The sequence below is a fragment of the Bacteroides xylanisolvens XB1A genome, assembly GCF_000210075.1.
Taxonomy (GTDB): Bacteria; Bacteroidota; Bacteroidia; order Bacteroidales; family Bacteroidaceae; genus Bacteroides; species Bacteroides xylanisolvens.
Map to the genome: position 1 here is coordinate 2,630,519 of NC_021017.1, position 25,077 is coordinate 2,655,595.

General features: G+C 43.2%; 16 protein-coding genes. 5 read left to right on the top strand and 11 right to left on the bottom strand.

What is annotated here, in order from left to right:
- The first annotated feature begins 200 nt into the window (after window positions 1–200).
- From BXY_RS10530 to BXY_RS10550, 5 genes are all read left to right on the top strand, one after another.
- Entirely contained in the window at window positions 201–1,016 is an 816-nt protein-coding gene (locus tag BXY_RS10530) for a glycoside hydrolase family 16 protein (RefSeq protein ID WP_004307778.1), read from the top strand.
- A gap of 20 nt (window positions 1,017–1,036) precedes the next feature.
- On the top strand, window positions 1,037–4,225 hold the full coding sequence (locus tag BXY_RS10535; RefSeq protein ID WP_015531861.1) for a SusC/RagA family TonB-linked outer membrane protein: 3,189 nt from the start codon (window positions 1,037–1,039) through the stop codon (window positions 4,223–4,225).
- A gap of 11 nt (window positions 4,226–4,236) precedes the next feature.
- Window positions 4,237–5,913: a SusD/RagB family nutrient-binding outer membrane lipoprotein gene (locus BXY_RS10540; RefSeq protein WP_087323543.1), complete on the top strand. Its 1,677-nt coding sequence runs from the start codon at window positions 4,237–4,239 to the stop codon at window positions 5,911–5,913.
- Window positions 5,914–5,933: 20 nt separating this feature from the next.
- Entirely contained in the window at window positions 5,934–7,196 is a 1,263-nt protein-coding gene (locus BXY_RS10545; protein ID WP_015531863.1) for a hypothetical protein, read from the top strand.
- A 112-nt stretch (window positions 7,197–7,308) separates the two neighbouring features.
- Window positions 7,309–9,603, top strand: coding sequence for a glycoside hydrolase family 3 N-terminal domain-containing protein (locus BXY_RS10550; protein ID WP_134993141.1), 2,295 nt, complete (start codon window positions 7,309–7,311; stop codon window positions 9,601–9,603).
- Between the two features lie 240 nt (window positions 9,604–9,843).
- On the opposite strand, the gene cysK is transcribed toward BXY_RS10550, so the two are convergent.
- From cysK to BXY_RS10605, 11 genes are all read right to left on the bottom strand, one after another.
- Window positions 9,844–10,791, bottom strand: a complete 948-nt coding sequence (cysK, locus tag BXY_RS10555) for a cysteine synthase A (protein ID WP_009040328.1) — start codon at window positions 10,789–10,791, stop codon at window positions 9,844–9,846.
- 121 nt (window positions 10,792–10,912) lie between these two features.
- Entirely contained in the window at window positions 10,913–11,254 is a 342-nt protein-coding gene (locus BXY_RS10560) for a cupin domain-containing protein (RefSeq protein WP_015531865.1), read from the bottom strand.
- 28 nt (window positions 11,255–11,282) lie between these two features.
- Window positions 11,283–12,083 (bottom strand): alpha/beta hydrolase, encoded by an 801-nt coding sequence (locus BXY_RS10565; protein WP_134993142.1) that lies wholly within the window; start codon window positions 12,081–12,083, stop codon window positions 11,283–11,285.
- A gap of 301 nt (window positions 12,084–12,384) precedes the next feature.
- On the bottom strand, window positions 12,385–13,569 hold the full coding sequence (locus BXY_RS10570; protein ID WP_015531867.1) for a glycoside hydrolase family 26 protein: 1,185 nt from the start codon (window positions 13,567–13,569) through the stop codon (window positions 12,385–12,387).
- 13 nt (window positions 13,570–13,582) lie between these two features.
- Entirely contained in the window at window positions 13,583–15,067 is a 1,485-nt protein-coding gene (locus tag BXY_RS10575; RefSeq protein WP_032851455.1) for a hypothetical protein, read from the bottom strand.
- A gap of 10 nt (window positions 15,068–15,077) precedes the next feature.
- Window positions 15,078–16,541 (bottom strand): hypothetical protein, encoded by a 1,464-nt coding sequence (locus BXY_RS10580; protein ID WP_015531868.1) that lies wholly within the window; start codon window positions 16,539–16,541, stop codon window positions 15,078–15,080.
- A 17-nt stretch (window positions 16,542–16,558) separates the two neighbouring features.
- Window positions 16,559–17,536, bottom strand: a complete 978-nt coding sequence (locus tag BXY_RS10585) for a hypothetical protein (protein WP_195436315.1) — start codon at window positions 17,534–17,536, stop codon at window positions 16,559–16,561.
- A 16-nt stretch (window positions 17,537–17,552) separates the two neighbouring features.
- Window positions 17,553–19,091 carry a RagB/SusD family nutrient uptake outer membrane protein gene (locus BXY_RS10590; RefSeq protein ID WP_004317432.1) on the bottom strand — a complete coding sequence of 513 codons (1,539 nt, stop codon included), beginning with the start codon at window positions 19,089–19,091 and terminating at the stop codon, window positions 17,553–17,555.
- A gap of 10 nt (window positions 19,092–19,101) precedes the next feature.
- On the bottom strand, window positions 19,102–22,230 hold the full coding sequence (locus BXY_RS10595) for a SusC/RagA family TonB-linked outer membrane protein (RefSeq protein ID WP_009040320.1): 3,129 nt from the start codon (window positions 22,228–22,230) through the stop codon (window positions 19,102–19,104).
- 224 nt (window positions 22,231–22,454) lie between these two features.
- Window positions 22,455–23,480 (bottom strand): glycoside hydrolase family 130 protein, encoded by a 1,026-nt coding sequence (locus BXY_RS10600; RefSeq protein WP_008018960.1) that lies wholly within the window; start codon window positions 23,478–23,480, stop codon window positions 22,455–22,457.
- 14 nt (window positions 23,481–23,494) lie between these two features.
- Window positions 23,495–25,072, bottom strand: coding sequence for a sodium:solute symporter (locus tag BXY_RS10605; protein ID WP_009040319.1), 1,578 nt, complete (start codon window positions 25,070–25,072; stop codon window positions 23,495–23,497).
- Window positions 25,073–25,077 lie beyond the last annotated feature (5 nt).

Genomic DNA, 25,077 nt, shown 5'->3' on the forward strand with positions numbered 1-25,077 from the left:
ACCTCATTCTTGTATAGCAACAATCTTTGAAAAAGAATGGGTAAGATAACGTCCGTTCGATAAAAATCAGCAGATTTGTCAGCAATCAAACCTAATATGTCAGCAATCTGACCATCGTTTCAGCCGGATATTAGCATCTTTGCACCAAGCTTTACAAGTATAAAGCACATATTACGTTTAACCTTTAAAATGCTAAAACGATGAAAAAAGTAGCACTATTCCTATTTTTATCCGTTTGCTTCGCGCAACAATCCTGTTCGTCGGATTCTGTTGGAACGGAACCGGAGGAAAATCCACAAGACATTCTTTTTAAAGACGATTTCAACTTTTTCGACGAAAAAGTATGGACGAAAGAAACTCATGAACCCGGTTGGACCAACCAAGAGCTACAGGCATACGATGCCGCTCATGTATCGGTTGGAAAGGACGGGGATAAATCGGTTCTGATTCTTACCGCCGAACGCAAAGGGAATAAAATTTACTCCGGCAGGATCAATTCAAAAGGGAAAAAGAGTTTCAAGTATCGCAAGATAGAAGCAAGTATCAAGCTTCCCAAGACTAACGGCGGACTGTGGCCTGCGTTTTGGATGATGGGAGATAACGACAAAGAATGGCCGGCATGCGGGGAGATCGACATTATGGAAATGGGAGAACAGAGCGGAATGGCTGCGGGCGATTCGGAAAAACAAGTGAACACCGCCATTCACTATGGCCCTAGCGCAGCGGCTCACGAACAGCAATACTACAAAGCCAATGTTGCCAACAGCCTGCAAGACGGCAATTATCACACCTACTCTCTGGATTGGGATGAAAACAACCTGACAATATCCATCGACAACGTCAAGTTTCATACGTTCGACATTAGCTCGAACACATACTTTCATGACAACTTCTACATCCTGTTCAACCTCGCCGTGGGAGGTGCGTTTACAGGAATTACCGATATTAATAAACTGACGGGCCTGAAAGACGGTCAGAAAGTGAATATGTACATCGACTGGGTGAAAATATTATAGGAATCTTAAATATACATGCTATGAATATGGAAAAATGTAAGTATCTACTGTTTTGCGGAACACTCGCCCTTTGGATGGCGGGAAGTTTCCAGCAAGTGTATGCAGCAACGGAACCAAGTTCCCAGGCTATTCAACAACAAAGCAACAAGGTAACCGGAAAAGTGAGCGATGCCACAGGTCCCATCATTGGGGCTTCCGTAGTGGAGAAAGGAACTGCCAACGGAACGATTACCGATCTGGATGGAAATTTCAGTTTGAATGTAAAAGCGGGAGCTACGCTCGTTGTCAGCTACGTGGGTTATAAATCCGAAGAAGTAAAAGCGGGAAGAGGTCCTTTGAACATCACCTTGAAAGAGGATGCCAAAGCATTGGATGAAGTGGTAGTCACCGCCCTTGGCATCAAGAGAGAGCGCAAAGCGTTGGGCTATGGCATTGATGAAGTGAAAGGTGAAGCCTTGACCAAAGCGAAAGAAACGAATCTTATCAACTCCATGGCAGGACGTGTGCCGGGCTTGGTAGTCAGCCAGACCGCCGGTGGTCCTTCCGGTTCTACGCGCGTTATTCTACGAGGCAGTACCGAAATGACCGGCAATAACCAGCCTCTTTATGTAGTGGACGGTGTACCTTTGGACAACACTAATTTCGGCAGTGCCGGCACAAACGGAGGCTTCGACTTGGGCGACGGTATTTCGAGCATCAATGCCGATGACGTAGAAAATATGTCGGTATTGAAAGGCCCTGCGGCGTCCGCACTTTATGGTAGCCGTGCCAGCCACGGTGTTATCTTGATTACAACCAAGCGAGCCAACAAGGATAAAATCAGCGTGGAATATAACGGAACACTGACTTTCGATACCCAACTTGCCAAATGGGACGAAGTGCAACAGATATACGGTATGGGAAGCAACGGTACTTATAGCTATGATGCCATATCCAACACAAACAAAAGTTGGGGTCCCAAAGCGGACGGTTCAAACATGCTGAAGTATTTCGACGGCGTAGAACGCCCTTTCCTCATTGTCCCCGACAATACGTCCAACTTCTTCCGCACGGGTATCACCGCCACCAACTCCGCCATCATAGGTGTGAACAGCGGAAAAACCGGAATTCGCTTTACCTATACGGATATGCGCAATAAAGACATTGTTCCCCAGACGCACATGAGCCGTGACATTTTCAACCTGCGCGCCAATACGTCTGCAGGAAAGGTAGACCTGGATTTCAGCGTCAACTATACACGGGAAGACGTGAAGAACCGTCCGGCTCTGGGCGACAGCAAGTCCAATATCGGTAAAAACCTGATGACCCTTGCCACCACCTACGATCAGGAATGGTTGCAAACCTATCAGACTGCCGACGGCGAATATTCCAACTGGAACGGCATGGATCCCTACAACGTGAATCCGTACTGGGATATCTATAAGAACTTCAATAAATCCAAGAAAGACTTGTTCCGCATGAACGGCAAGGCCGTATGGAACATCGACCCACATCTGAAACTTCAGGCAACGCTGGGTGCCGAACTCAACTGGTTCACGTTCGATGATTACAAAGCACCTACCACTCCCGGATTCGAAGCCGGAAGACTTCAAAACAGTGCTTTCCGCAACCGCATGTACAACTTTGAAGTGTTGGCTCTCTACAACAACCATTGGGGTGATTTCGATTTCAACGCTACGCTGGGCGGCAATGTATATAAGGTGAACAACCAGACCACCGTTACCACCGCTCAAGACATGAAGATACGCGATGTCCCTTCATTGACGAGCTTCAACGAGATCAGTGTAGTGCCCGGCAGTTACCGCAAGCAGATTAATTCGGTTTACGGAGCAGTGAACGTGGGATGGAAACACATGCTTTACCTCGATGCTACGTTGCGTGGCGACCAATCGTCTACCCTACCCACTGGCAACAACATGTATGTGTATCCTTCTTTCTCCGGCAGCTTTGTATTCTCCGAGCTGACAAAACTGGGCGACCTCCTGCCTTACGGAAAGGTGCGTATGTCATGGGCGCAAGTAGGTAGCGATACCGATCCTTATCAATTGGGACTCGTCTATACGAAATCCAAATATGCTTATCCCGGATATACCATCGGATATATCGATAACGGAACCATCCCCAACAAAGACTTGAAACCAACCAAAACAAACTCCGTGGAAATGGGATTGGAATTGAAATTCCTGAAGAACCGTATCGGGCTGGATTTCACCTACTATTCTCAAATCAGTAAAAACCAGATTATGGGAATGGCAAGTTCCTGGACAACCGGTTATAACTATCGCTTGATTAATGCCGGCAAGATAGAAAACAAAGGTATTGAGATTGCCCTTAGCACACGACCGATTCAAACACGCGATTTTTCCTGGGACATTAATCTGAACTTCTCCAAGAACAGCAACAAAGTAAAAGAACTGGATGGCGAATCGGATATGTTTGAACTGGAAAAAGCATCTTGGCTCGACGTTCAGGTGGCCGCTAAGGTAGGCGAGAACTTTGGTTCTATTGTAGGCCCGGACTTCCAACGGAACGAAAAGGGAGATATTCTGATTGACCCGCAAACCGGTCTGCCGCAATATGACAAGAGCAACCACGTATTGGGGAATGCCTCTTGGGATTGGACAGGTGGATTACTCACCAACTTTACCTACAAGAATCTTTCGCTGGTAGCGGTATTCGATGTGAAAGTGGGCGCCGACCTCTATTCTATGTCTGCCCGTGCTGCTTACGAATCGGGTAAAAGTCCGGAAACATTGGCAGGACGCGACGCCTGGTATCGCTCGGAAGAAGAAAGATTAGCAGCCGGCATTGCGAAAGGAGCCGATAACTGGAAGCCGACAGGCGGATTCGTTGCTCCGGGTGTCATCGACAACGGTGATGGAACGTATCGCCCCAACGACATCTACATCAATCCGGAAGACTACTGGATGAGCGTTTGCCGTAATGCACCTTCTATGTTTATTTACGACAACTCATACGTGAAATGCCGTGAACTGACGTTGAGTTATAATGTACCCAAATCCTGGCTGAAGAATGTAGTAAGCGGACTGACCGTTTCGTTCGTTGCCCGCAATCCGTTCATCGTATGGAAGAATATCCCGAATATCGACCCGGATTCCAACTACAACAATACCACCGGTATGGGACTTGAATACGGTTCGTTGCCTTCACGCAGAAGCTATGGTTTTAATGTAAATGTGAAATTCTAAAAAGATATATCATGAGACAATCTAAATACATCACAATCATCACGATGGCATGTGCCCTGTTTTTCGCTTCTTGCAGCGATGAATACATGGAAAACATGAATACCGACCCTTCCAAGGCCGCTACCATCGACCCGAATGCGCAGCTCACCACTGCCCAACTGCAAACGTACGGAGACCTTAGTATGATGGAAATCTACCGTAACTACCATTATGCATTCACCCAACAACTGATGGGATGTTGGAACACCACCAACTACGGCGGACGCCATACGCTAGATAATAATGAAATGAGCCGTATCTGGACATCGTTCTACACTCAATCCCTGAAGAATATCATTGATGCTCAATATCGCACAGCCGAAGATGCAGAGAAAGTGAACATCAACTCTGTGCTCCGCATTTATCGGGTTTATCTTATGTCTATCATCACCGACACTTACGGAGACGCTCCTTTCAGTGAAGCCGGCCTGGGATTCCTCGAAGGAAAGTTCAATCCGAAGTATGACAAACAGGAAGATATTTACAACGCTTTCTTTCTGGAGCTGGAAGATGCCGTCAATAAAATCGATCCGACCAAAGATAAAGTGACAGGTGACCTCATCTATGCCGGTGATGTAACTAAATGGCAACAACTGGCAAACTCGCTTCGCCTACGTTTTGCCATGCGAATCTCCAATGTCAATCCTACAAAGGCACAAACGGAATTTGAAAATGCTTTAGCTGCCAATGGGGGTGTGATAACGGACGCCTCAAGCGATGCGCTCATCAAATACATGACAATCGCATTTAGTTTCGGACAAGAAGCTTACTCTGATTATCGCGGAAATTCATTGTCACAGTTATTGTTCGGCAACGACCCCGCTAATAATCCAAGTTACCTCTGCTCCACTTTCTTTAATCAGCTACGCCAATCCGGTGACCCTCGTACATTCAAAATTTCCCGTTGTTATTATGACGGGCTGATGAGTGCCACCAGTCCCGACAATCGTGTCGACATCACCCAGGAGATGATTGAAAAAGGGATTGATTTCAGTCCGCGCAACCCGGGTGCCTACTCGTGGGAGCCATGGCCTACAGGATACGACAGCGATATTTGTAAGGAATTAGCCGTTAACAACCCTTCTGTTACGGTAACTATGGCTCGTGAAGTGGAACCCAAACTTGCCAATAATTTCCTAAAAAGCGACAATCCGGGCGTAGTGATGACCTCTGCAGAAGTGAAATTCCTGATGGCGGAAGCTACCGTGAAAAAATGGAATGTCGGCAGTGTGTCGGCAGAAGATCTTTACAAGCAAGGAGTGCGTGCAGCTATGGATTTCCTGACAGACAACTACGGTTGCACGGCTACTACTGATGCAGAGTTTGATGCATTCATTCAAGGTAGAGGGACGTTCGGACATACGGACAATCAGAAACTTGAAGCTATCAATACACAGGCCTGGATTCTTCACTTCACCAATCCTGCCGAATGTTGGGCAAACGTGCGTCGTTCCGGTTATCCGAAGTTGAAATCACCGGCAGAATATGGGTTCGGACAATATCTCACCGGTGGAACGGAAATTCCGGTACGTCTCTGCTATCCTGTATTGGAATCTTCCTATAATAAGAAAAGCTACAATGAAGCCATCGAGCGCATGGGAGGAACAGATAATTGGCACAGCCTTCTGTGGTGGGATACTGAAAACTAACTATTAAACAATCATCCATTATGAAAAAGATATATATTGCACTATTTGCCCTACTCGCTGTAGGCTCCACATTTACTGCATGCACCGAGGAAGAACCGTTCGCTACGGTGACGGAAAATGATGATCCGCATATCCTTGACCCGGTATTTCCTGACAGGACGAACGGCCAATTGGCTACATTCGCCAACATCAGCCGGGATGCGAACTTATCCATTGCGCTGACCGTGACTCCGAAAGATTACACCACAGTAACCTGGTTCATTGACGGGCAGGAAGTAGAATCGGGTACCGACTCCGACAAAGAAATCAACCGTAGTCTGAAAGCCGGTACGTATAATTTGAAAATAGAAGTGGAAACTGTGAAAGGGAAGAAGACTTCCCGTGAAGGATTAGTGGTGGTCAATCCGTTGGCTGATGACCCTCAATCTAAAGAAGTAGCCTTTGAGAGAATTGTATCTCCCGGTAAGACTGCCCGTTTATATGGCAGTAATTTACAGAACGTAACAGCCATCCTCTTGGGAGGAAACACGATCACCGATCCTACTTATGTTGAATCGGAAGACGGGAACTATCTGGAATACATCGTTCCGACAGGCGTAAGCGAAGGCGATTACCGTATCGTTCTGCAAGATGCCGCCGGCAATGAATATGGAGCCGACATGGTGAAAGTGACCAATGCTTCCCTTGTCATTTCGGGGGCTAACCGGGCTACTGCCAACGTGGACTGGACCATTTCCGGTATCAATCTTGAAAACATCGCTTCTCTAACTATCGGCGGACAGACGGTGTCTCAATTCAGCAATCAATCTTCTACGGAAGTTACGCTGACTTGTCCGGATTTGTCTGATGGAAGCTATACGCTGACAGGCAAAACCCGTAGCGGAGAGGCTGTGCAGTTCTTGAACGACAATGCTACGACTACCGAACAGACTGTGACCGTATCTACCGAAATAACGCTTTGGTCAGGACACCATTACGTTTCGTGGGATAAGCCGGACGGTGACCCCAACAAGAGTTTCGGTCTGATTCCAAAAGATGTGTTTGCCGGTATCACAGCCGGATCAACACTGAAAGTAGTCTACTCCATAGAACCAACTGCCGAATATCATCAGATGCAACTTGCCACAGGTTGGTGGACTGGCCTGGCAGATAAGATAGAATTTACGGAAAACGGTGAATACACACTGGTACTGACACAAGAGATACTGAATAAGATTCAAACTGAAGACGGATTCTTATGTACGGGTCATGGCTATTATGTAGACCTGGTAACCGTGAAATAATGTTCCTAAGTAAGTTTAAAAATCATTCATACCATAAGTATCTGTCATTCTTCGGGTTAAATCCCTCTGAATGACAGATTACATAAACGATGCTACTTAAAAACAAATCATAATGAAACTAAGAAATATTATATTAATGACCGCATCTATCGCAATGACTGCCTGTTCCAAACAGGCAGTTCCCACTGCCATTCCTGAAGACGCAAAAATAGAACAACAAGTGGAAGAGCTTCTATCAAAGATGGACCTTGACGCCAAGATAGGGCAAATGACCGAGCTTGCTATTGATGTATTAGGAGAGACGATAAATGGAGAATTCCAATTGGACGAGGCAAAACTCCATAAAGCGATTGCTGAATATAAGGTAGGTTCGTTCCTCAATGCCCCCGGCCCGGTAGCACAAAGCCCTGAAAAGTGGAACGAGATTATCAGTCGAATACAAGAACTGTCGATGACGGAGATTGGTATTCCATGTATCTACGGCCTGGATCAGAATCATGGTACTACCTATACATTGGGCGGCACGCTCTTCCCTCAAAATATCAATATGGGTGCTGCCTTCAATCCGGATTTGACCTACGAAGCAGCACGTGTAACGGCTTATGAAACAAGGGCTAGCAATTGTCCCTGGACATACTCCCCCACCGTCGATATGGCACGTGATCCCCGTTGGCCGCGTGTATGGGAGAATTATGGAGAAGACTGTTTAGTCAATGCCATTATGGGCAGCACTGCCGTCCGAGGCTTCCAAGGAGATGATCCTAACCATATTCCCGCCGACCGAATCGCCACCTCCGTGAAACATTACATGGGATACAGCATGCCACGTACCGGTAAAGACCGCACACCGGCTTATATATCGGTTTCCGAACTGCGTGAGAAATGTTTTGCACCGTTCAAGGCTTGTGTGGAAGCTGGTGCACTGACTATAATGGTCAACAGTGGTTCCATCAACGGAAAGCCTGTGCACGCCGACCGCGAACTCCTTACACAATGGCTGAAAGAAGACTTGGGATGGGACGGAATGTTAATCACCGACTGGGCGGACATCAACAATCTTTATACCCGCGAACATGTGGCGGCGGACAAAAAAGAAGCCATCGAAATGGCAATCAATGCAGGTATAGACATGGCTATGGAACCGTATGATCTCAATTATTGTACACTACTAAAAGAGTTAGTGCAAGAGAAGAAAGTGCCCATGAGCCGTATTGACGATGCCGTCCGCAGGGTGCTTAGACTTAAATTCCGTCTGGGTCTGTTCGATCATCCGAACACTTTATTGAAAGATTATCCTCTCTTCGGCAGCAAGGAGCATGCACTTATCGCACTTCATGCAGCCGAAGAATCGGAAGTATTGCTAAAAAATAAAGATAATATTCTTCCGCTTCCTCAAGGGAAAAAGCTACTGGTAACCGGTCCGAACGCCAACTCTATGCGTTGCTTGAACGGCGGTTGGAGCTATTCGTGGCAAGGACATCTGACCGATAGATTTGCCGACAAATATAACACCATTTACGAAGCAATCTGCAACAAATTCGGAGCCGATCATGTCCGTCTGGAACAGGGCGTAACCTACAAACCCGAAGGTGCCTACATGGAAGAAAATGAACCGGAGATTGAGAAAGCTGTGGCCGCCGCCCGCAACGTGGATATCATTATCGCCTGCATCGGTGAAAATTCATATTGCGAAACACCCGGTAATCTTTCCGAACTTACCATCTCTGCCAACCAAAGCAAACTGGTAAAGGCACTTGCCGCTACGGGAAAACCGATCATCCTGATACTCAATGAGGGTCGTCCCCGCATTATCAACGAGTTGGAGCCATTGGCTGATGCTGTTATTGACATTCTATTACCCGGAAACTATGGTGGCGATGCATTAGCGAACATTCTGGCAGGAGACGTGAACCCCAGTGCCAAGATGCCTTACACATATCCGCGACACGAAGCAGCACTGACTACCTACGATTATCGGGTGAGTGAAGAGATGGACAAAATGGAAGGAGCTTACGACTACAATGCAGTAGTCTCCGTTCAATGGCCTTTCGGATACGGATTGAGCTACACCACTTTCGAATACAGCAACTTCCAAACGGACAAATCTTCGTTTACCACAGGAGATGATTTGCACTTTTCCATAGATGTAACCAATACCGGTAAATATGCCGGAAAAGAAGTTGTCATGCTATTCAGCAGTGATCTTGTGGCTTCGCTTACTCCCGAAAACCGCCAGTTACGAGCCTTCAAAAAGGTGGAACTACAACCGGGCGAAACCCAAACTGTCACTCTATCCATCAAAGGCAGCGACTTGGCTTTTGTCAATTCTGACGGGCAATGGGTACTGGAACAAGGGGATTTCCGTATGCAATGCGGAAATCAAGTAGTGACTATTACTTATAAGTAGACATTTATAAGTAAATGCGCATTATTAATGTATACACTCCCGACAATAACTCTATGAGACACTGCGTTACTTTGTGGTGAATTCAAATTATCATCTAACCGGCTGAACAGCCTCTAACAGCTGTTCAACCAAATTTAAACAACCGCTCCTCTTGATCCAAACGACCGTATGTCTACAACAAAAAGACAATCGTTTGAGCCCAAAGGAGCGGTTGTTTTTATCTGAAGGAAAGCGGCATTATTACAAAGGGTATTCCTCAAAAGCATACAAAATGGTAGATAAATAACGTTCACCTGTATCGGGTAATAATGCAACAATCATTTTCCCGGCATTTTCCGGTCGCTTCGCCAGTTCCGTAGCAGCATATACGGCTGCTCCTGAAGATATGCCTACCAACAAACCTTCCTGTTTGGCTAATTCACGACTCGTACGAATGGCATCGTCATTCTGCACCTGAATAATTTCATCTACGACAGAAGCCTTGTACGTTTTAGGAACAAACCCTGCACCGATTCCCTGAATCTTATGCGGACCTGGTTTACCTCCCGATAGTACCGGAGAATCAGAAGGTTCTACTGCCACGATCTTTATACTCGGATCACGCATCTTCAGCGCTTCCCCTACACCGCTAACTGTCCCGCCAGTACCTACTCCGGCCACAAAGATATCGACTTTCCCCTCGGTATCTCTCCATATTTCCAGACCGGTAGTCCGTAAATGCATGGCAGGGTTAGCAGGATTCTCAAATTGTTGTAAGATGACAGCTCCCGGAGTGACCGCCTTCAGTTCTTCAGCTTTGGCAATGGCTCCTTTCATACCATCCGCACCAGGAGTCAATACTAATTCCGCCCCTAAAGCTTTCAGAAGATTACGCCGTTCGATACTCATGGTATCGGGCATCGTCAGAATCAGTTTATAGCCTTTAGCTGCCGAAACAAAAGCCAACCCCACACCGGTATTCCCGCTGGTCGGTTCAATGATAGTTGCTCCGGGATGCAAAATTCCTTTCGTTTCTGCATCCTCAATCATAGCCAATGCTACACGGTCCTTCACGCTTCCTGCCGGATTGAAAGATTCAATCTTTACAATCAGACGAGCTTTCAGGTCGTTACTTGTATTATAGTTACTAAGTTCCAATAACGGAGTATTACCCACCAAATCCGTCAATTTTCTTGCTATCTTTTCCATATATATCTGTTTTAAATTTCTCTTGTTTTAATATATGACAAAGATAGTGCGGATTCTGTTCAGGGTAAATACCATATATGTGGTAAATTCATACCACATATATCTGACTTCCTGCTAGATATTATATTAAGAAATCAGCTCTCATAGGGCTGAATGTATCAATCAATACACCTGCTTCCAGACAAACACATCCATGAGGCTGGTCAGGTTCCACATAATAACCATCACCTGTAGAAAGAATTTCTTTCCGATCTCCAATGGTCAATTCAAACTTACCGCTTGCAACATAAGTAACCTGGCTATGATAATGTTGGTGCATAGAACCGACGGCACCTTTCTCAAATTCCACTTTCACCATCATCAGTTGCCCGTCATACCCCATTATCTGGCGGCGGATTCCCGGAGCCGGTTTCTCCCAATCCAATTCTTTCCCAAACTGAAAAGCATCACTGCGTGTTTTCATCTTCCAATCTATTCTTATTATAACTATATTATTTGAATCTCTTCACATAATCTGCAATCAGATAACATGCCGGGCCAAGTACTTGACCATGATCGAATCCTTGCATTTCGTACAAAGTCACCTTCTCGTTACCTATACTTTTCAAGACAGCTTCCAACAACGCATTTTCTTCATATCTTGCCGCCATCTCCAGATGCTTGTCCCCCGTAATCAACACGAGAGGAGCAGTTTCCTTGCGGGCCTTATTTACCGGAGCATACTCATCAACCACCGGAATACCGTCAGGCAAACCTCGTTCCTTGCGAATAGTGAAATGTGTCACCGTCTGACCACTCACCGGAAGATAAGCAGCTACACTATCGGCATTTGCTCCGTATGCTGCCATGTACTTTTTATCCATTGCCAGAATCAACGAAAGATAGCCTCCCGCAGAATGACCGGAAACAAAAATGTGATCCTTACGACCACCATACTTCTTAATATTCTTGAAAACCCATGCCACAGCTTCAGCCGCATCTTCGATGTAAGCCGGATTCTTTGCTTTCGGACTCAAACGGTAATTCACCGCCACTACTGCAAACCCCTGTTCTCTCAATTCTTTGGGAATAAATTTATTTCCACCTTCCATACCACCACCGTGAAACCAAACGATAGTTGAGAAATCCTTCTTGTTTTCAGGATAATAAATATCCAGTTTACAACGTTCCAGACGATAGGTGTCCGTTTCGGAGCCAGAGACATAAGATATATCTTTGTTTGTGCGATAAGCATTTTGTGCTTGAGCAATGCAAGCACAAAGCAAAAAGAGAAGAAGGCAAATCTTTTTCATGATCTTATTTATTTCAGTATTTTTTAGTATTCTTTCCCAATAAGCAGCATACAACCAAATGGCATCCATGTTTCTTATAAAATGCAATATTACGAAATTCTAATAAGAAATAGTCCTTCTACATACAGCTAATTCTGTTCATGCAAAAAATTATTCGTCTGACGACTGTTGAACTTTCGTCTAACAACTGTCAGACAAAAAGTATACAGTTGTCAGACGAATAAAGTTATTCAGCTAGAAAACTAGTCTTCTGTATACATAAGACTAATTCTTATATAAAAAGCGATAACATCAGCGTTTATCATTTCACATTCATTCCTTCAGCCATTGTATACATATCCGGCAAATCGGCAGAGAAAAGCGAAACCGGACTTTCATACATCTTTATAAAACTCTTTTCAGAGGCATGCCCTTTAAAAACGGAGTAGAAATGCGACTCACTTTCACTAGGATCATATTTGTTTCTCCACATCACAATCATGCTGACAAACTGTCCCGTAGCAGGGGTAAGGATTTGCTGTGTCCAATAGTTTTTCTCCGGAACACCATCACGTTGAATACCCTCTACTCCGGTTTCTGTAACCCCACACGGTTTTTTCAGTTCTTTTGACAGACGAGACAAGGTATTCATATTGGTAGTCAGCACAACCGGACTCAAACCATGATAAGAATCCATTCCTAAAAAATCTACATAATCATTGCCGGGCCATCTAAATAGGAAGTTCTCACGTCCCTGCACAGAATCTATTTGCGGGGAAATCGCATAAATAAGGTTATGCACATTTTTTGTGTCCCGCAAATAATTGACGGTAAACTTCCAAAAGGAAGTAAATTCATCACTGGTCGTACATGAACTCCCCCACCACGACCATGTTTGGGTATGCTCATGATAAGGGCGGAAAATGACCGGCACTAATTCACCATTCTTACCTTTCAAATTCAGTGCAAAATTCGCCAAACGATCCAGCCAAGTTTTAAATTTAAGATGTGTAGGACTTCCCTCTTTAAGAATCTCCTTCACAACCTCATTACTGGAATTATCCCATGAATCACCTCCGGTCAACGGATTATTCAGATGTGCACATGCAATAAGTACCTCGCCACGCTCATAAGCCTCTAAAGCGACTCTTTTACGGATTTCATTTTCCGGGTTCTGATAACGATCATCCATTATTTCAGCAACATCAAAACTGAAAACCGCCGGATAGTCACCACAAACATCATGAGTGTCGGAGCGTCCTTCCTCATTATACCATTTACGACCATACCAAAGATCATCATGATGTCCGAACATGAAACCTTTTGACTGAATAGCCCAAAGATTCGAATACAAGGCTTTAGTCTCGGAAGTCGCATTTTTATCTACAATGGAGAGTTCTTTCACTTCTTCATATTCCGGATAAAGCGCCGATACCTCTTCCACATCGCTACAACTCATAAAGACGGATGCTAATCCGACCAAAAGTATATTGATTTGCTTTTTCATAATTATCTGTCTTTTAATCTATATTCGTTAATAAAATAAAACTTTGAGCCTTGAGGATAGTCTGATAAGTTCCATCAACAGTTAATCCTGTCTGGACAGGGACGGGGTGTCCTTCATTGTTAGTTTGCCTATTCCCTTCTTCATATACATATAAAGAAACATTCTCGAGAGCAGCAGGCAAAGAAATATCCAAAGATCGATCCTCGTCTCCTATATTAACGGCAGCAAAAACATATTTTCCTTGATATTCTCCAGCAGCCGCATAAACACCTTTCGTGCGATCAAGCGTTGTTTTAAGGATATTAGAACCAGTCGGAAAATAACGGCACATCAATGACCAAGTGTAATACCACGGACGGATTTCTTCCTGCGAAGGGTCATCGAAGACTTCTTCTCCTAAGATATTCCACATTCCCCACAACTTAATATCTTCCGTCTTACCAGAATCACCGCTACTGTGCATTGCGTCATCCAACATCCAGGCAGCTATTCCCGAATATCCTCCATTCATTACCTCCATACAGAGCAATGGCATATCAAGACCATAAAAATAGTCGTATACCAACATATTAGAATCTGTACCTTTAGTAAACGGATGACCTTCGACACGCCGGTTATACTCTTTCATTAACAACGAATCTGCTTCACGCCAATATTTGTAACCGGCCTCTCCCAACACAATCTTTTTACCAGCAGGAATAAATTCCTTATGGCGAGCCAGAATCTCCGCATATTGCCCAGAACGTACTTCATGTTGTCCGGGATAGGCATGAATATCGTAAATACCGATGTGCGAATCCAAGTCGGTGGCCGCCTGTTTCACCCATCCTGCCGCGTCAAATGGAGAAGACGGATTCTTGTAATCAACGACTGCATCAGGGCCGGCAAACTTCACTTTGCCGTCTAGTCCGGGATATTCTTTCATCTTATCCGCAAAACGGAGTAACATGGATTTCCACAGGTCGTAGTCACCGTCAGTTGAAGCCCAATTCCCATCAGGTTCATTAAAGATCACAAAATATTTGATACAGGAAAAGCCAAGATCATTGACCAGATAATTCAGGTAATCGACAGACATATCCACCCAACATTGTTCATCCTTCATAGCCCAAGTAGGGGGATTATATTCACCATACATCACCACAATATTATGATCCGTACAATACTGCAACAAGCGGGAAAGTGACGCTATATTACGTGTTTTATCATACTTTCCCGTCTGCGGATCATAATAACGAAAAGGACTGTTAATCATACAACGCACATACCCCATACGCATAAAGTCAAGGCGTTTAAACAGTTTCTGCCAGTCTTCGTCAGAAACGGAGGCTCCCCATGACTCGGCTTCATCGTAAGGGTCCCACTCCACACCATTTCCTATGTAACCGGAAGTAACAACCTCTTGAAATACATTCACTGTCAGCCGGTTGTCAGAGTGCGTACATGAAACAAGCAACATCCCCACCACAAAAGTTCCTATTATTGTTTTTAAATTCATCATTCTGTTTTTAATAATCGTAATTAGTATACACTATCAGTGATTCTGCCGGCATAGTCACTGTCTCTCCTTTCTCAAGGTGAAGAATCAAGTTCTCATCATTCGGCAAAAGGAGACAATCTCCTTTCTGTTTCAACGTACCGTCCGAATAGATGAACTTTTTACAACCTGACAGAGAAGAAAGAACATTACTTTTTAGTTTTACCGTTTTCGGACTATCAGAAACATTCACCAAAGCAATCATATATTTCCCATCTTTTCCTGATACGGCAGCCTTTACGAAAGGCTCTCCGGTGGTGTCTGTTCTATAAACCACAGCTCCGGCAGGCATATACCTGGTCAGTAACGACCAGGCATAATACCACGGACGGACGTTTTCCTCTTCTGCTCCGAAACATTCTTCACCGAATATATTCCAGAATCCCCAAATCTTCAGTTTGTCAGGTGCTTCATTAGAGTGCATGGCATCATCCAGCATCCAGGCAATGGAACCTGAAAAACCTGTATTGACAGTTTGAATAAGAGCATCTGCCATATCTGTTCCATACATATAATCATAAACAAACATCTGCGAATCTTCCAACGAGGCGTTAACTTTACTCCTGGCTCTACGAATATTCTCCTTCTGATACAAAGAATCAGCCTTTTCCACAAATTTAAAACCAATTTCTCCCATCACGATTTTCTTTCCTTCAGGAATCTTCTCTTTATAGGCAGCAATAATATCTGCATATTCTCCAGAATTAACGGTGACTTTAGACGGATAAGTATGGATATCGTAAAGTTCTATTTGTTCGTTCAACTGCACTGCACAGCTATCTATCCATCTTGTCTCCGCTTTATCCCAGATGGCAATATCCGGACCGACGATACCAACTTCTCCGATCAAGTCAAATTCTTTCATATATTGATAAAACTGCCGGACAGATGATGCCCAAAGAGGAAAACTCTTATTAGTGGCAGCCCAATAACCATTCGGCTCATTCACTAGATTGTAATAGCGGATACAAGAATATCCTTTATTATGAACCAGATAATCAACCAAGGCAGCTGCGTGACGAAGACTTTGACTGTCAATCTCTGCTTCGCGGGCACGAATGACACTCCATCCCCAATCTCCGAACATGACAGTCACATTACGACTCTGGCAGTAGTCTAACATTTTGGATAATACTTCCATCCCCCGTTCCGGCACCAATCTCCCCTGGTCAACAAACGAAGAAGTATTAATCATGATACGAATAAACTGCGGACGCATAAAATCAAGTCTGTCATACAGTTTCTCCCAATCGGCTTCCGAAATAGTTAGTTTACCTTTGCCATAATCCAGTTGATAAGGATCCCACTGCGCCCCATTGCCTATATAGCAATCATTTAGCACCGTTTCCGTATCTATAGTGATTATTACATCCTGTTCTACCGGAGCACAGGATGCAAAAAAGGCAACTATAAAAAGAAAGAAGTATTTCTTCATATTTTATCATCCATTAGTTAATCCTCATTTTTTGTCACGAGTACAAAGAACTTACGTGCCTGTTTAGCAAACACATCATAATCAGTATAAATATAGGTCCACTCATCCACACCATTGATTTGGAAAGAGAAAGCATTATTCGGCAAAGTTACCGTATTGGTATAACCTCCCCCCTGGAATAATGTATAAGTTCCCGGATTTTCGAGTACGGCAGTCGATTCATTTCCGTCCGAATCAATAAAAGTAATAGTACCTAAACTGTAATTACGAATCCAACGGCTCTCTCCTACTGGGATTTTCCGATAATACTTCTTCAGATCAATATCCGTCTTATCTGCCGGATTAGAAGAACCTTTAAATATAAAATCTGCATATTTCCCATCAGGCCCAGCAGCATTTATACATTTCCCGGATGTGTTTCCATCATCTGTGATATTCTCCATAATAAAGGTCAGTGTATTGTCATACTCTTTTTCCGGGGAATATTCATCATACCAGCACCATGATTTGTCCATAAACGGATAAACTCTTCCGCCACCCCATTCCGGACCTGTACCACCATAAATAATCAAATTATTAATCGACCATGTACCTTCCAGACTTTCACGGAATTCATTCACATAGATCATATATTCACGTGTTTTTCCAGTTGCGGAAGTTACAGTAAGAACCGATTTTCGCTCCGGATTACTAAAATCCAATGTACTGCCTTTACCTGCAGAAGCTGTGGCTTGATACGACAATTCGATAGATTCTATTTCAACTTTCGACAAATCAGGAATAGCCCCCACATTAAGGGTTACGGTAACTTCCCCGGTTGTATCATCAATGCGTTCAATTTCAGCCTGTCCCACCTGGTTCTTGAATTTAAGATTCGTTACAGACCTCTCGTTATTCCATCCTCCATCATTCAAATCATCCTGCATGTCTTTCACACAAGATTGCATTATCCCCATACAAAGGATAAACAGTGTGTATTTTAATAGTTTATTCATAGCTCACGATTTTTTATTATTCTCTTAAACTTGGATTAAGATTAATCTCGGTTTGCGGCAACGGATAGAAAGAATATTGACTTTCATTTAGTCCGGCATCCTTCACTTCTTTGATTTCTCCAATCCTGCCCCAACGACGAATATCGTACATACGATCTCCTTCAAAAGCCATTTCAAACTTACGTTCTTCATATACTTTCTCCCGGAATTCATCTATCGGCAATCCTGGAGTCAAATCCCCCAATCCTGCCCTATGCCGGATAAAGTTTATCAGTTCATAAGCCTTGGTAGTCGGGCCGGCAGCTTCGGCATACACCATCGCAATGTCAGTAAAACGAATGAGAAAGGGGCGTGTACTAGTCTTATCCCCATCAAATTTGGGATCGATGTATTTTCGGCAGAAGGGGTACTCAAAATCACCGCCATCCGGTTTCCATTCCGCTTTTACCGTTCCATCTTCATTATACACCTTGTCCACAATGAGATCTTTCTTACGCAAATCGTTTCCATCAAACTCATTATAGAAATTCATTTCCGTACGATATTCTCCCCAACCGTCATGAGATTTTATATATTCATCTTTGTCTCCTTGCTTGATCCAGATAGTAGCACCCTCAATATAAGGAAGGAACATTTTGGATATCTTAGAATATTGTCCTTCTGCCTCTCCCGTTCTATCCATAGACATCAAGAAAATATTTTCTTTACCGGCAAAGTTCTCTACATCATAAATCTTGAGCAAATCACTTTCAAAACCATACGTATTCTGCGGATAATCCGGATCCAATCCTAATGCTCTTCCGGCATAAGTCATAGCATCTTGATAGAGAGAATTGACATCTTTCGCCATTTCCTTGTATAAAGGCACATTATTTGCTTTGGCAGAAGCTGCATATAAATAGATTTTAGCTAACAAAGCCTGTGCACCGACTCTATCGATACGTCCCATTATGGGGGCAGCGTATACAGGCAACAATTCTTCCGCTTTTTTACAATCGTCAATCATCAAATCATAAATCTCATCCATATTATTTGCCAAAGGAGTACCCGTTTGCGACAGTGTCTCCACTACTCCATAATGCATCGGTACCAAACCGAAGTTACGTGAAAGACAGAAGTAATTGTATGCACGTAAAAAATAAGCTTCACCCAAATACTGATCCTTTAGCTTGGAATCAATATCCGTACCCGGCATCTTCTTAATGACAGCATTCGCCCGATTAATAGCAATGAATGAGTATTTAAAGAAATTGACCAAAGTAGCATTGGTATCAAAGTTATCAATTCTCCACAGATTCAAGGCACGATTATCAACGGAGGCATCTCCTTTAGTAGTCATAATTTCAGTAGGCATATCACCGATGAAATAAAGAGCACGCGAATACTCGATATAGGTAAGAGTAGCATAAGCGTAATGAATAGCTGCCATTGCATCCCCCTCTGTTTTATAGAAGTTATCTTCGGAATAGAATCCGTAAGGCTCTTCATCAAGACTGCAACCGGAAAAGCCCAGGATACAGCTTATTAAAATGAAAGTGTATATATTCTTTTTCATATCATTTAATTTAGAATGTTATATCAAGACCTACTGTCCATTTCCTCAAGCGAGGATACCCACCAGAATAAATTCCGTTTTGCCCGACTTCCGGATCATACCCGTCGAACTTGGTAAATGTATATAAATTGGAAGCATTCATATATAGGCGTATTTTCGAGGCAAACACTTTCTGTTTAGGCAAATCAAAGGTATACCCTACTGTCAGATTCTGAATTCTCACAAAAGAGCCGTCTTCTATCCAATAGTCAGAAAAGCGAGTCTGACGTCCGTCACGCAGACTGGGATATTTGTTAGTCGGGTTGTCAGGTGTCCAACGGAGTGCAGCATTATGCGGATCACCAAAAGTCTTGGTGTTCAACACATCATTTCCAAACACACCATTCAGGAAAATACTCGCATCCAGTTTCTTCCAACGGAAAGAAAGATTCAGACTTGCCGTAAAATCAGGATTAGGATCACCGATAATACATTTATCGTTTTCATTCACAACACCTTGTGTCCCGTCCCCATCATACGTATTGACATATTTGAATTCTCCCGGCATAGCATCTTCTCCCGACAATCCTGCGTTAAGTCCTTCCGGCAAAGTCTGAATAATTCCATCACATTTATATCCATAAAAGACATTGATCGGTTGGCCAATAGCAAGTATATTAGTATAAGAGCGATACTGTTCACTCAAGTTACCGACAACTTCATATTCCATTCCCGTACGGGCATCTTTCAATAGACCCGATTCGACACTACTTCCCAAATCAACCACCTTGTTACGGTTCATAGAGAATATAAAAGTTCCATTCAAGCTCCAATCTTTTTTATCTACCATAACTCCGTCAATCGTTACTTCAAATCCCCGGTTGCGAATCTTACCATCATTCACCCACATGCGGTCATAACCGGAAGAAAGAGCCAGGTTTCTTTCTCTCAACAGATCAGACGTCTCTTTATTGTAAATATCCAAAGTGACGCGAAGTCTTCTGTTAAAGAAAGCCATATCAATACCAAAGTCCCATTGCGCAGTTGTCTCCCATTTCAGATCCGGATTAGGAATTCCACTCCAAATTTTCCAGATTCCGTCTTGCCCGGACTGCCCTGACTCATACCCGGGACCGATAGCAGTCAGCCATTGTCCCTGATGGTAATATTTAGTCGTTCCATAACGGCTAAGAGTCTGATAAGGACTGATTCCCTGATTTCCCGAAATACCGTAACTTAAACGAAACTTCAATTCATCAAATGTATTTAGTTTCTTTATAAACTTCTCTTCGTGAGCTTTCCAGCTGATAGCTCCGGAAGGGAAATACCCCCACTTGTTATTCTTACCGAATTTAGAAGAACCGTCGGCACGAAAAGTGGCAGTAAGCAAATACTTATTATCATAAGTGTAATTCAGACGGGCCATTCCGGAAACCAGTTTACTTTTCGAGAACCCGTTGGAAATAATATTGTTCGCTTTCTCTCCGGCTCCCATATTCTCATTTCCCAATGCTTCATTCACAAAACCATTAGCAGTCAGATACGAATCACGATATTGATACCACTCGTAAGAATGACCTACCATGGCGCCCACTTCATGTTTGCCGAACATTTGAGAGTAATTGGCAAATGTTTCGGAAACAAAATTTTGATTCTCTGTGTTACCAATGACTCCCCTACCACGATTCTCCGTACCGACTTGGGTGTATTTCTGTGGCAGATACTGGTCGTTGGTAGATTTTCCATATTTATAATTCAACTGGCTTGTGAGACGAAGTTGCGGTATCACTTGCCATTCAAAAGCTCCGGATGAGATAACATCCAGCATTTTGGTTTTATCCTTTTTATGCTCGCGAATAGCGATAGGATGACTATAATCTTGAGCAGTAGTCTGATAATAAGTTCCGTCTTCATTATACACAGGATAAATCGGATTTCTCCAATAAGCCATTCCGCCATTGTTATTACGGTTGCCAAGATATAGAATATTGGATGCACGAATCGTAAAGTTCTTATATATCTTATGACTGACATTCAGATTATACCCCCCTTTACTATAATCATCATCAATATACATTCCTTGGTCCGTATAATAATTAGCACTCAAGTTAAAACTCGTCTTCTCGTTAGCACTGGAGACAGAAACTGTTGTATTATTAGACACAGGCGCATCTCTAAACACTAATTCATCCCAACGGGTATTGGTTGTCCAAGTAGTCTGAAGCTCCTCAATAGACGGGTAATAAACACCGGCAGAATTATTTGCACCGATATAGAGCGGCTGTAATCCACCATTCACACGTCCCTCATTGTTCAACATTGCCATCATCACCGGGTCTCTCCACAAATCCAGTTTGGAAGAAAATTCAGAGAAAGTGAGCTGCTGTTTGACAGATACCGTCGTAGTTCCTTCTTTCGCCCTTCGAGTGGTTACAATTATAACTCCATTAGCACCTCTGGAACCATAAATTGCAGAAGCAGAAGCATCTTTCAATACTTCCATTGAAACAATATCATCGGTATTAATCTGTTTCAAATCACCGGCATCTCCCAATGGAAAACCATCTACCACAATCAAAGGTGAATTGGATCCGCGCAGCGAACTATTACCACGAATACGAACCGTTGATCCGGCTCCCGGATCCTGTGACGAATTGATTACTTGTACACCAGCCGCACGCCCCTGCAACAATCCTTCAACAGAATTAGCCGGTATATCACTTAATGCCTCCGGCTTTACCGTCGCAACCGATCCCGTCAAATCACTCTTTTTCACCGACCCGTACCCAATGACCACCACCTGATCAAGTAATTGAGTAGCATCACTAAGTACCGCATTTACCACCTTTTTTCCGGAAACCGATATTTCTATACTATTCATACCTACATAAGAAAACTCTAAAACCCCATTCACCGGCACATTGGCCAGAGAGTAATTCCCATCAAAATCACTGACTGTTCCTACAGCCGAACCTTTAATTTTAATAGTAGCTCCTATCAGAGGCTCACCTTGTACATCTTTAACCACTCCAGTCACAGTAATCTTGGAAGATGTTTGCTCTACCGCAGCCCATGCGGTAGAAAATACGGACAAAAAAAGGCATATCAACACAACTTTGCAGAGTGACATGCTACCAAGCCGTTTTTTCTGTTTATTCATCATAATATAAAATTTAAGCGTTGAATTCTTTACTGATAATTTGATAATACAAATATAGACTATAACCTTTCATTTTCATTCGCACTATTTACTCTATTATTATACTTTTTTGAACGATTTAATCTATGATTATCTATTTTTCGCATAGCAACCTCCCCAATGTACACATAAACAGTGTATACACATCACATTAAAAGACTAAAAGATAAAGGAGATTCAGTTAATTACACCTTGCAGTCGGTCAACAAGTAAGAGAGCAGTTCATTTACAGAGCAGGTAGCCACGCAGACATACTTATCCGCACTACCATAATACACAAAGAGCGTATCATCCACAATCACATTTCCCGTAGGGAATACACAACCGTTATAATACCCGTTTATCTCGAAGTCCTCTTCCGGTTCGAGAATTGATTCATGCGTTTTGGCTAGTATTTTCAGAGGGTTATCCAAGTCGAGCAATAAAGCCCCCACCCTATAATACCCTTTTCCGCCATGCTCCACACCATGATAGAGCATCAACCAACCCTTGTCCGTTTTCAAGGGAGGAGTACTTCCACCAATCTTTTCCTCCCAAGTATTTTCACGTCCTGTCAGAAGAAGATGGCTTTCCTTACCCTCCCAATCTAATAAATCATCCGAAAACTTTATCCAGATAGAAGGGTATTCTACACCAAATTTTTCGCCAATATACTGCTTGGGGCGATGTAACATAACAAATTGTCCGTTTACCTTCTCGGGAAAAAGAATCACATCGCGATCATCAAGCACCGGCGAAGTCAGACGTCCCAAACGGCGAAAATGGCAAAAATCTGTAGTAACAGCCAGCCCAGTATTACCTAAATTCTTAGCAATAGCTGCAGGAGCATACTTACCACATTCAGGAAGTAAAACTTCATCATGCCCAAACTTCCAATACTGCCCGGGTGGTACCGGCCGATAGGCATAAGTAATATAATACTCACCATCAAACTTCACAATACGAGGATCTTCCACACATCCGGAATCAGGCCCATCGACACTCGGAGAAAAAGCCGGCCGATCCGAGTGTCTTTCAAAATAAAACCCATCCCTGCTCGTAGCCAATCCCAAGCGGATAACATGTTCTCTATCATTACCTGCAGCACGATATAACATATAAAACATGCCGTTATCATAGAACACGCCAGGATTACAAGTCACCAAAGATTCCCAATCATTCTTTTCCGACGGAGAAAGAATCGGGTTTCCTTCAAATTTCTTTAATTTCATATATTCTATTTATTTTATTGAAAAATAATCCAAATCAATGCGCTTAACACAAGTAACACCCCTGCCCATACCTGATAGTTCTTATACCAGACTACTGTTTTCAAGGTTACATATTCTTCTTTCAGATCGCTAAAAGAAAAGGTGGTGTCAGTAAGCTTATCTTTACCCGGAGCCGCATAAAAGAAACTGCTGATGTAAATCACTATTATACTGAATATCAACAAGAAAGGAACCATCAATAAAAAGTGCAAATCACCAAAAACCGTATTTTTAAAGAAAAGTAAAAGAACCGCTACTACCAGACCGAGAATCAATCCCATAAAAGCTCCGCCACCATTCACTCTCTTATTAAAAATTCCAAGAAGGAAAGCCGCTACGATAGGAGGAGAAATATAAGAAAGCATTTCCTGATAATATTTTAGAAGAGATCCGAATTTACCAATTTGAGGTGCCCATAATGCAGCTAACAGAATAATCACACAAGAAGCGATTTTACCAACCAGTACCAGCTTTTTTGTATCAGCATGTTTATTAAACTTCGCATAAAAATCCATCGTAAACAAAGTAGAAGTAGAATTCAAGATAGCACTAATCGTAGAAGTCAATGCAGACAACAGAGCAGCCAGCATAATACCCAGCAAACCCACAGGCATTAATTGCATCACCATATTAGGATATACCATATCGGGTTTATCCAAACCTGGAAATAAATCACGGGCAATCAATCCGGGAATAGCGATAATAAACAATGTGCTCATCGTGAGAAAACCGGTGAATATAACACCTCTCCGACCTTCATCAATAGTTCTGGCACTCAAAACACGTTGTACTAAAGTCTGATTATTAGCCCAGAAGTAAATACCCAATATGGGCATCCCCACGATCAGCCCCAACCAAGGAGTGGCATTATCGGACAACGGGCGAATCAGCTTCACCAATATATCATCGTTTTCAAACAAATGATAGAAATAACTTCCTCCCTGTTGAAAACAGAAATAGGTAAGCAAAACCGAACCTAAAATCAAAACTACCGCCTGTATCAGTTCCGCGTTAATGGCAGAAGAAAGTCCTCCCGGAATTGTATATGAAGCTGCAATAATAGCAAAGACTATAATAATCATCTGAAGATCAGCTTCAGGTAATACCAGTTTGATAATTAATGCGGCTGCATAAAGCGCACCGGCAGCATCCAGAAAAATATTTCCGATAATACAAATAGCGGAAAAGTAGTAACGGGAACGCTTATCAAACCTCTTCTCCAGAAACTCCGGAATCGTAAAGACCTTCGACCTTATATATAAAGGTAGAAGGAAAACAGCAAAAAACACCATAACCACAATACCGGTCAGGTTATAATTGAAAACGGCAAGTCCCGTATCATAAGCATCACCCGATTGCCCGATAAGCGTAGTACTGGATATACTGGCGGCAAACAGAGACAACCCTACAACCCACCAAGGCATGGAACGTCCGGCAAGAAAATACGATTGGGCATCCGAACTCTTTCCGTTCTTTACACCCCACCATATAATAAATAGCAAATATACGACTACGATTATAATATCAATAGTTCCGATAGAAAATGATTCCATAGCAT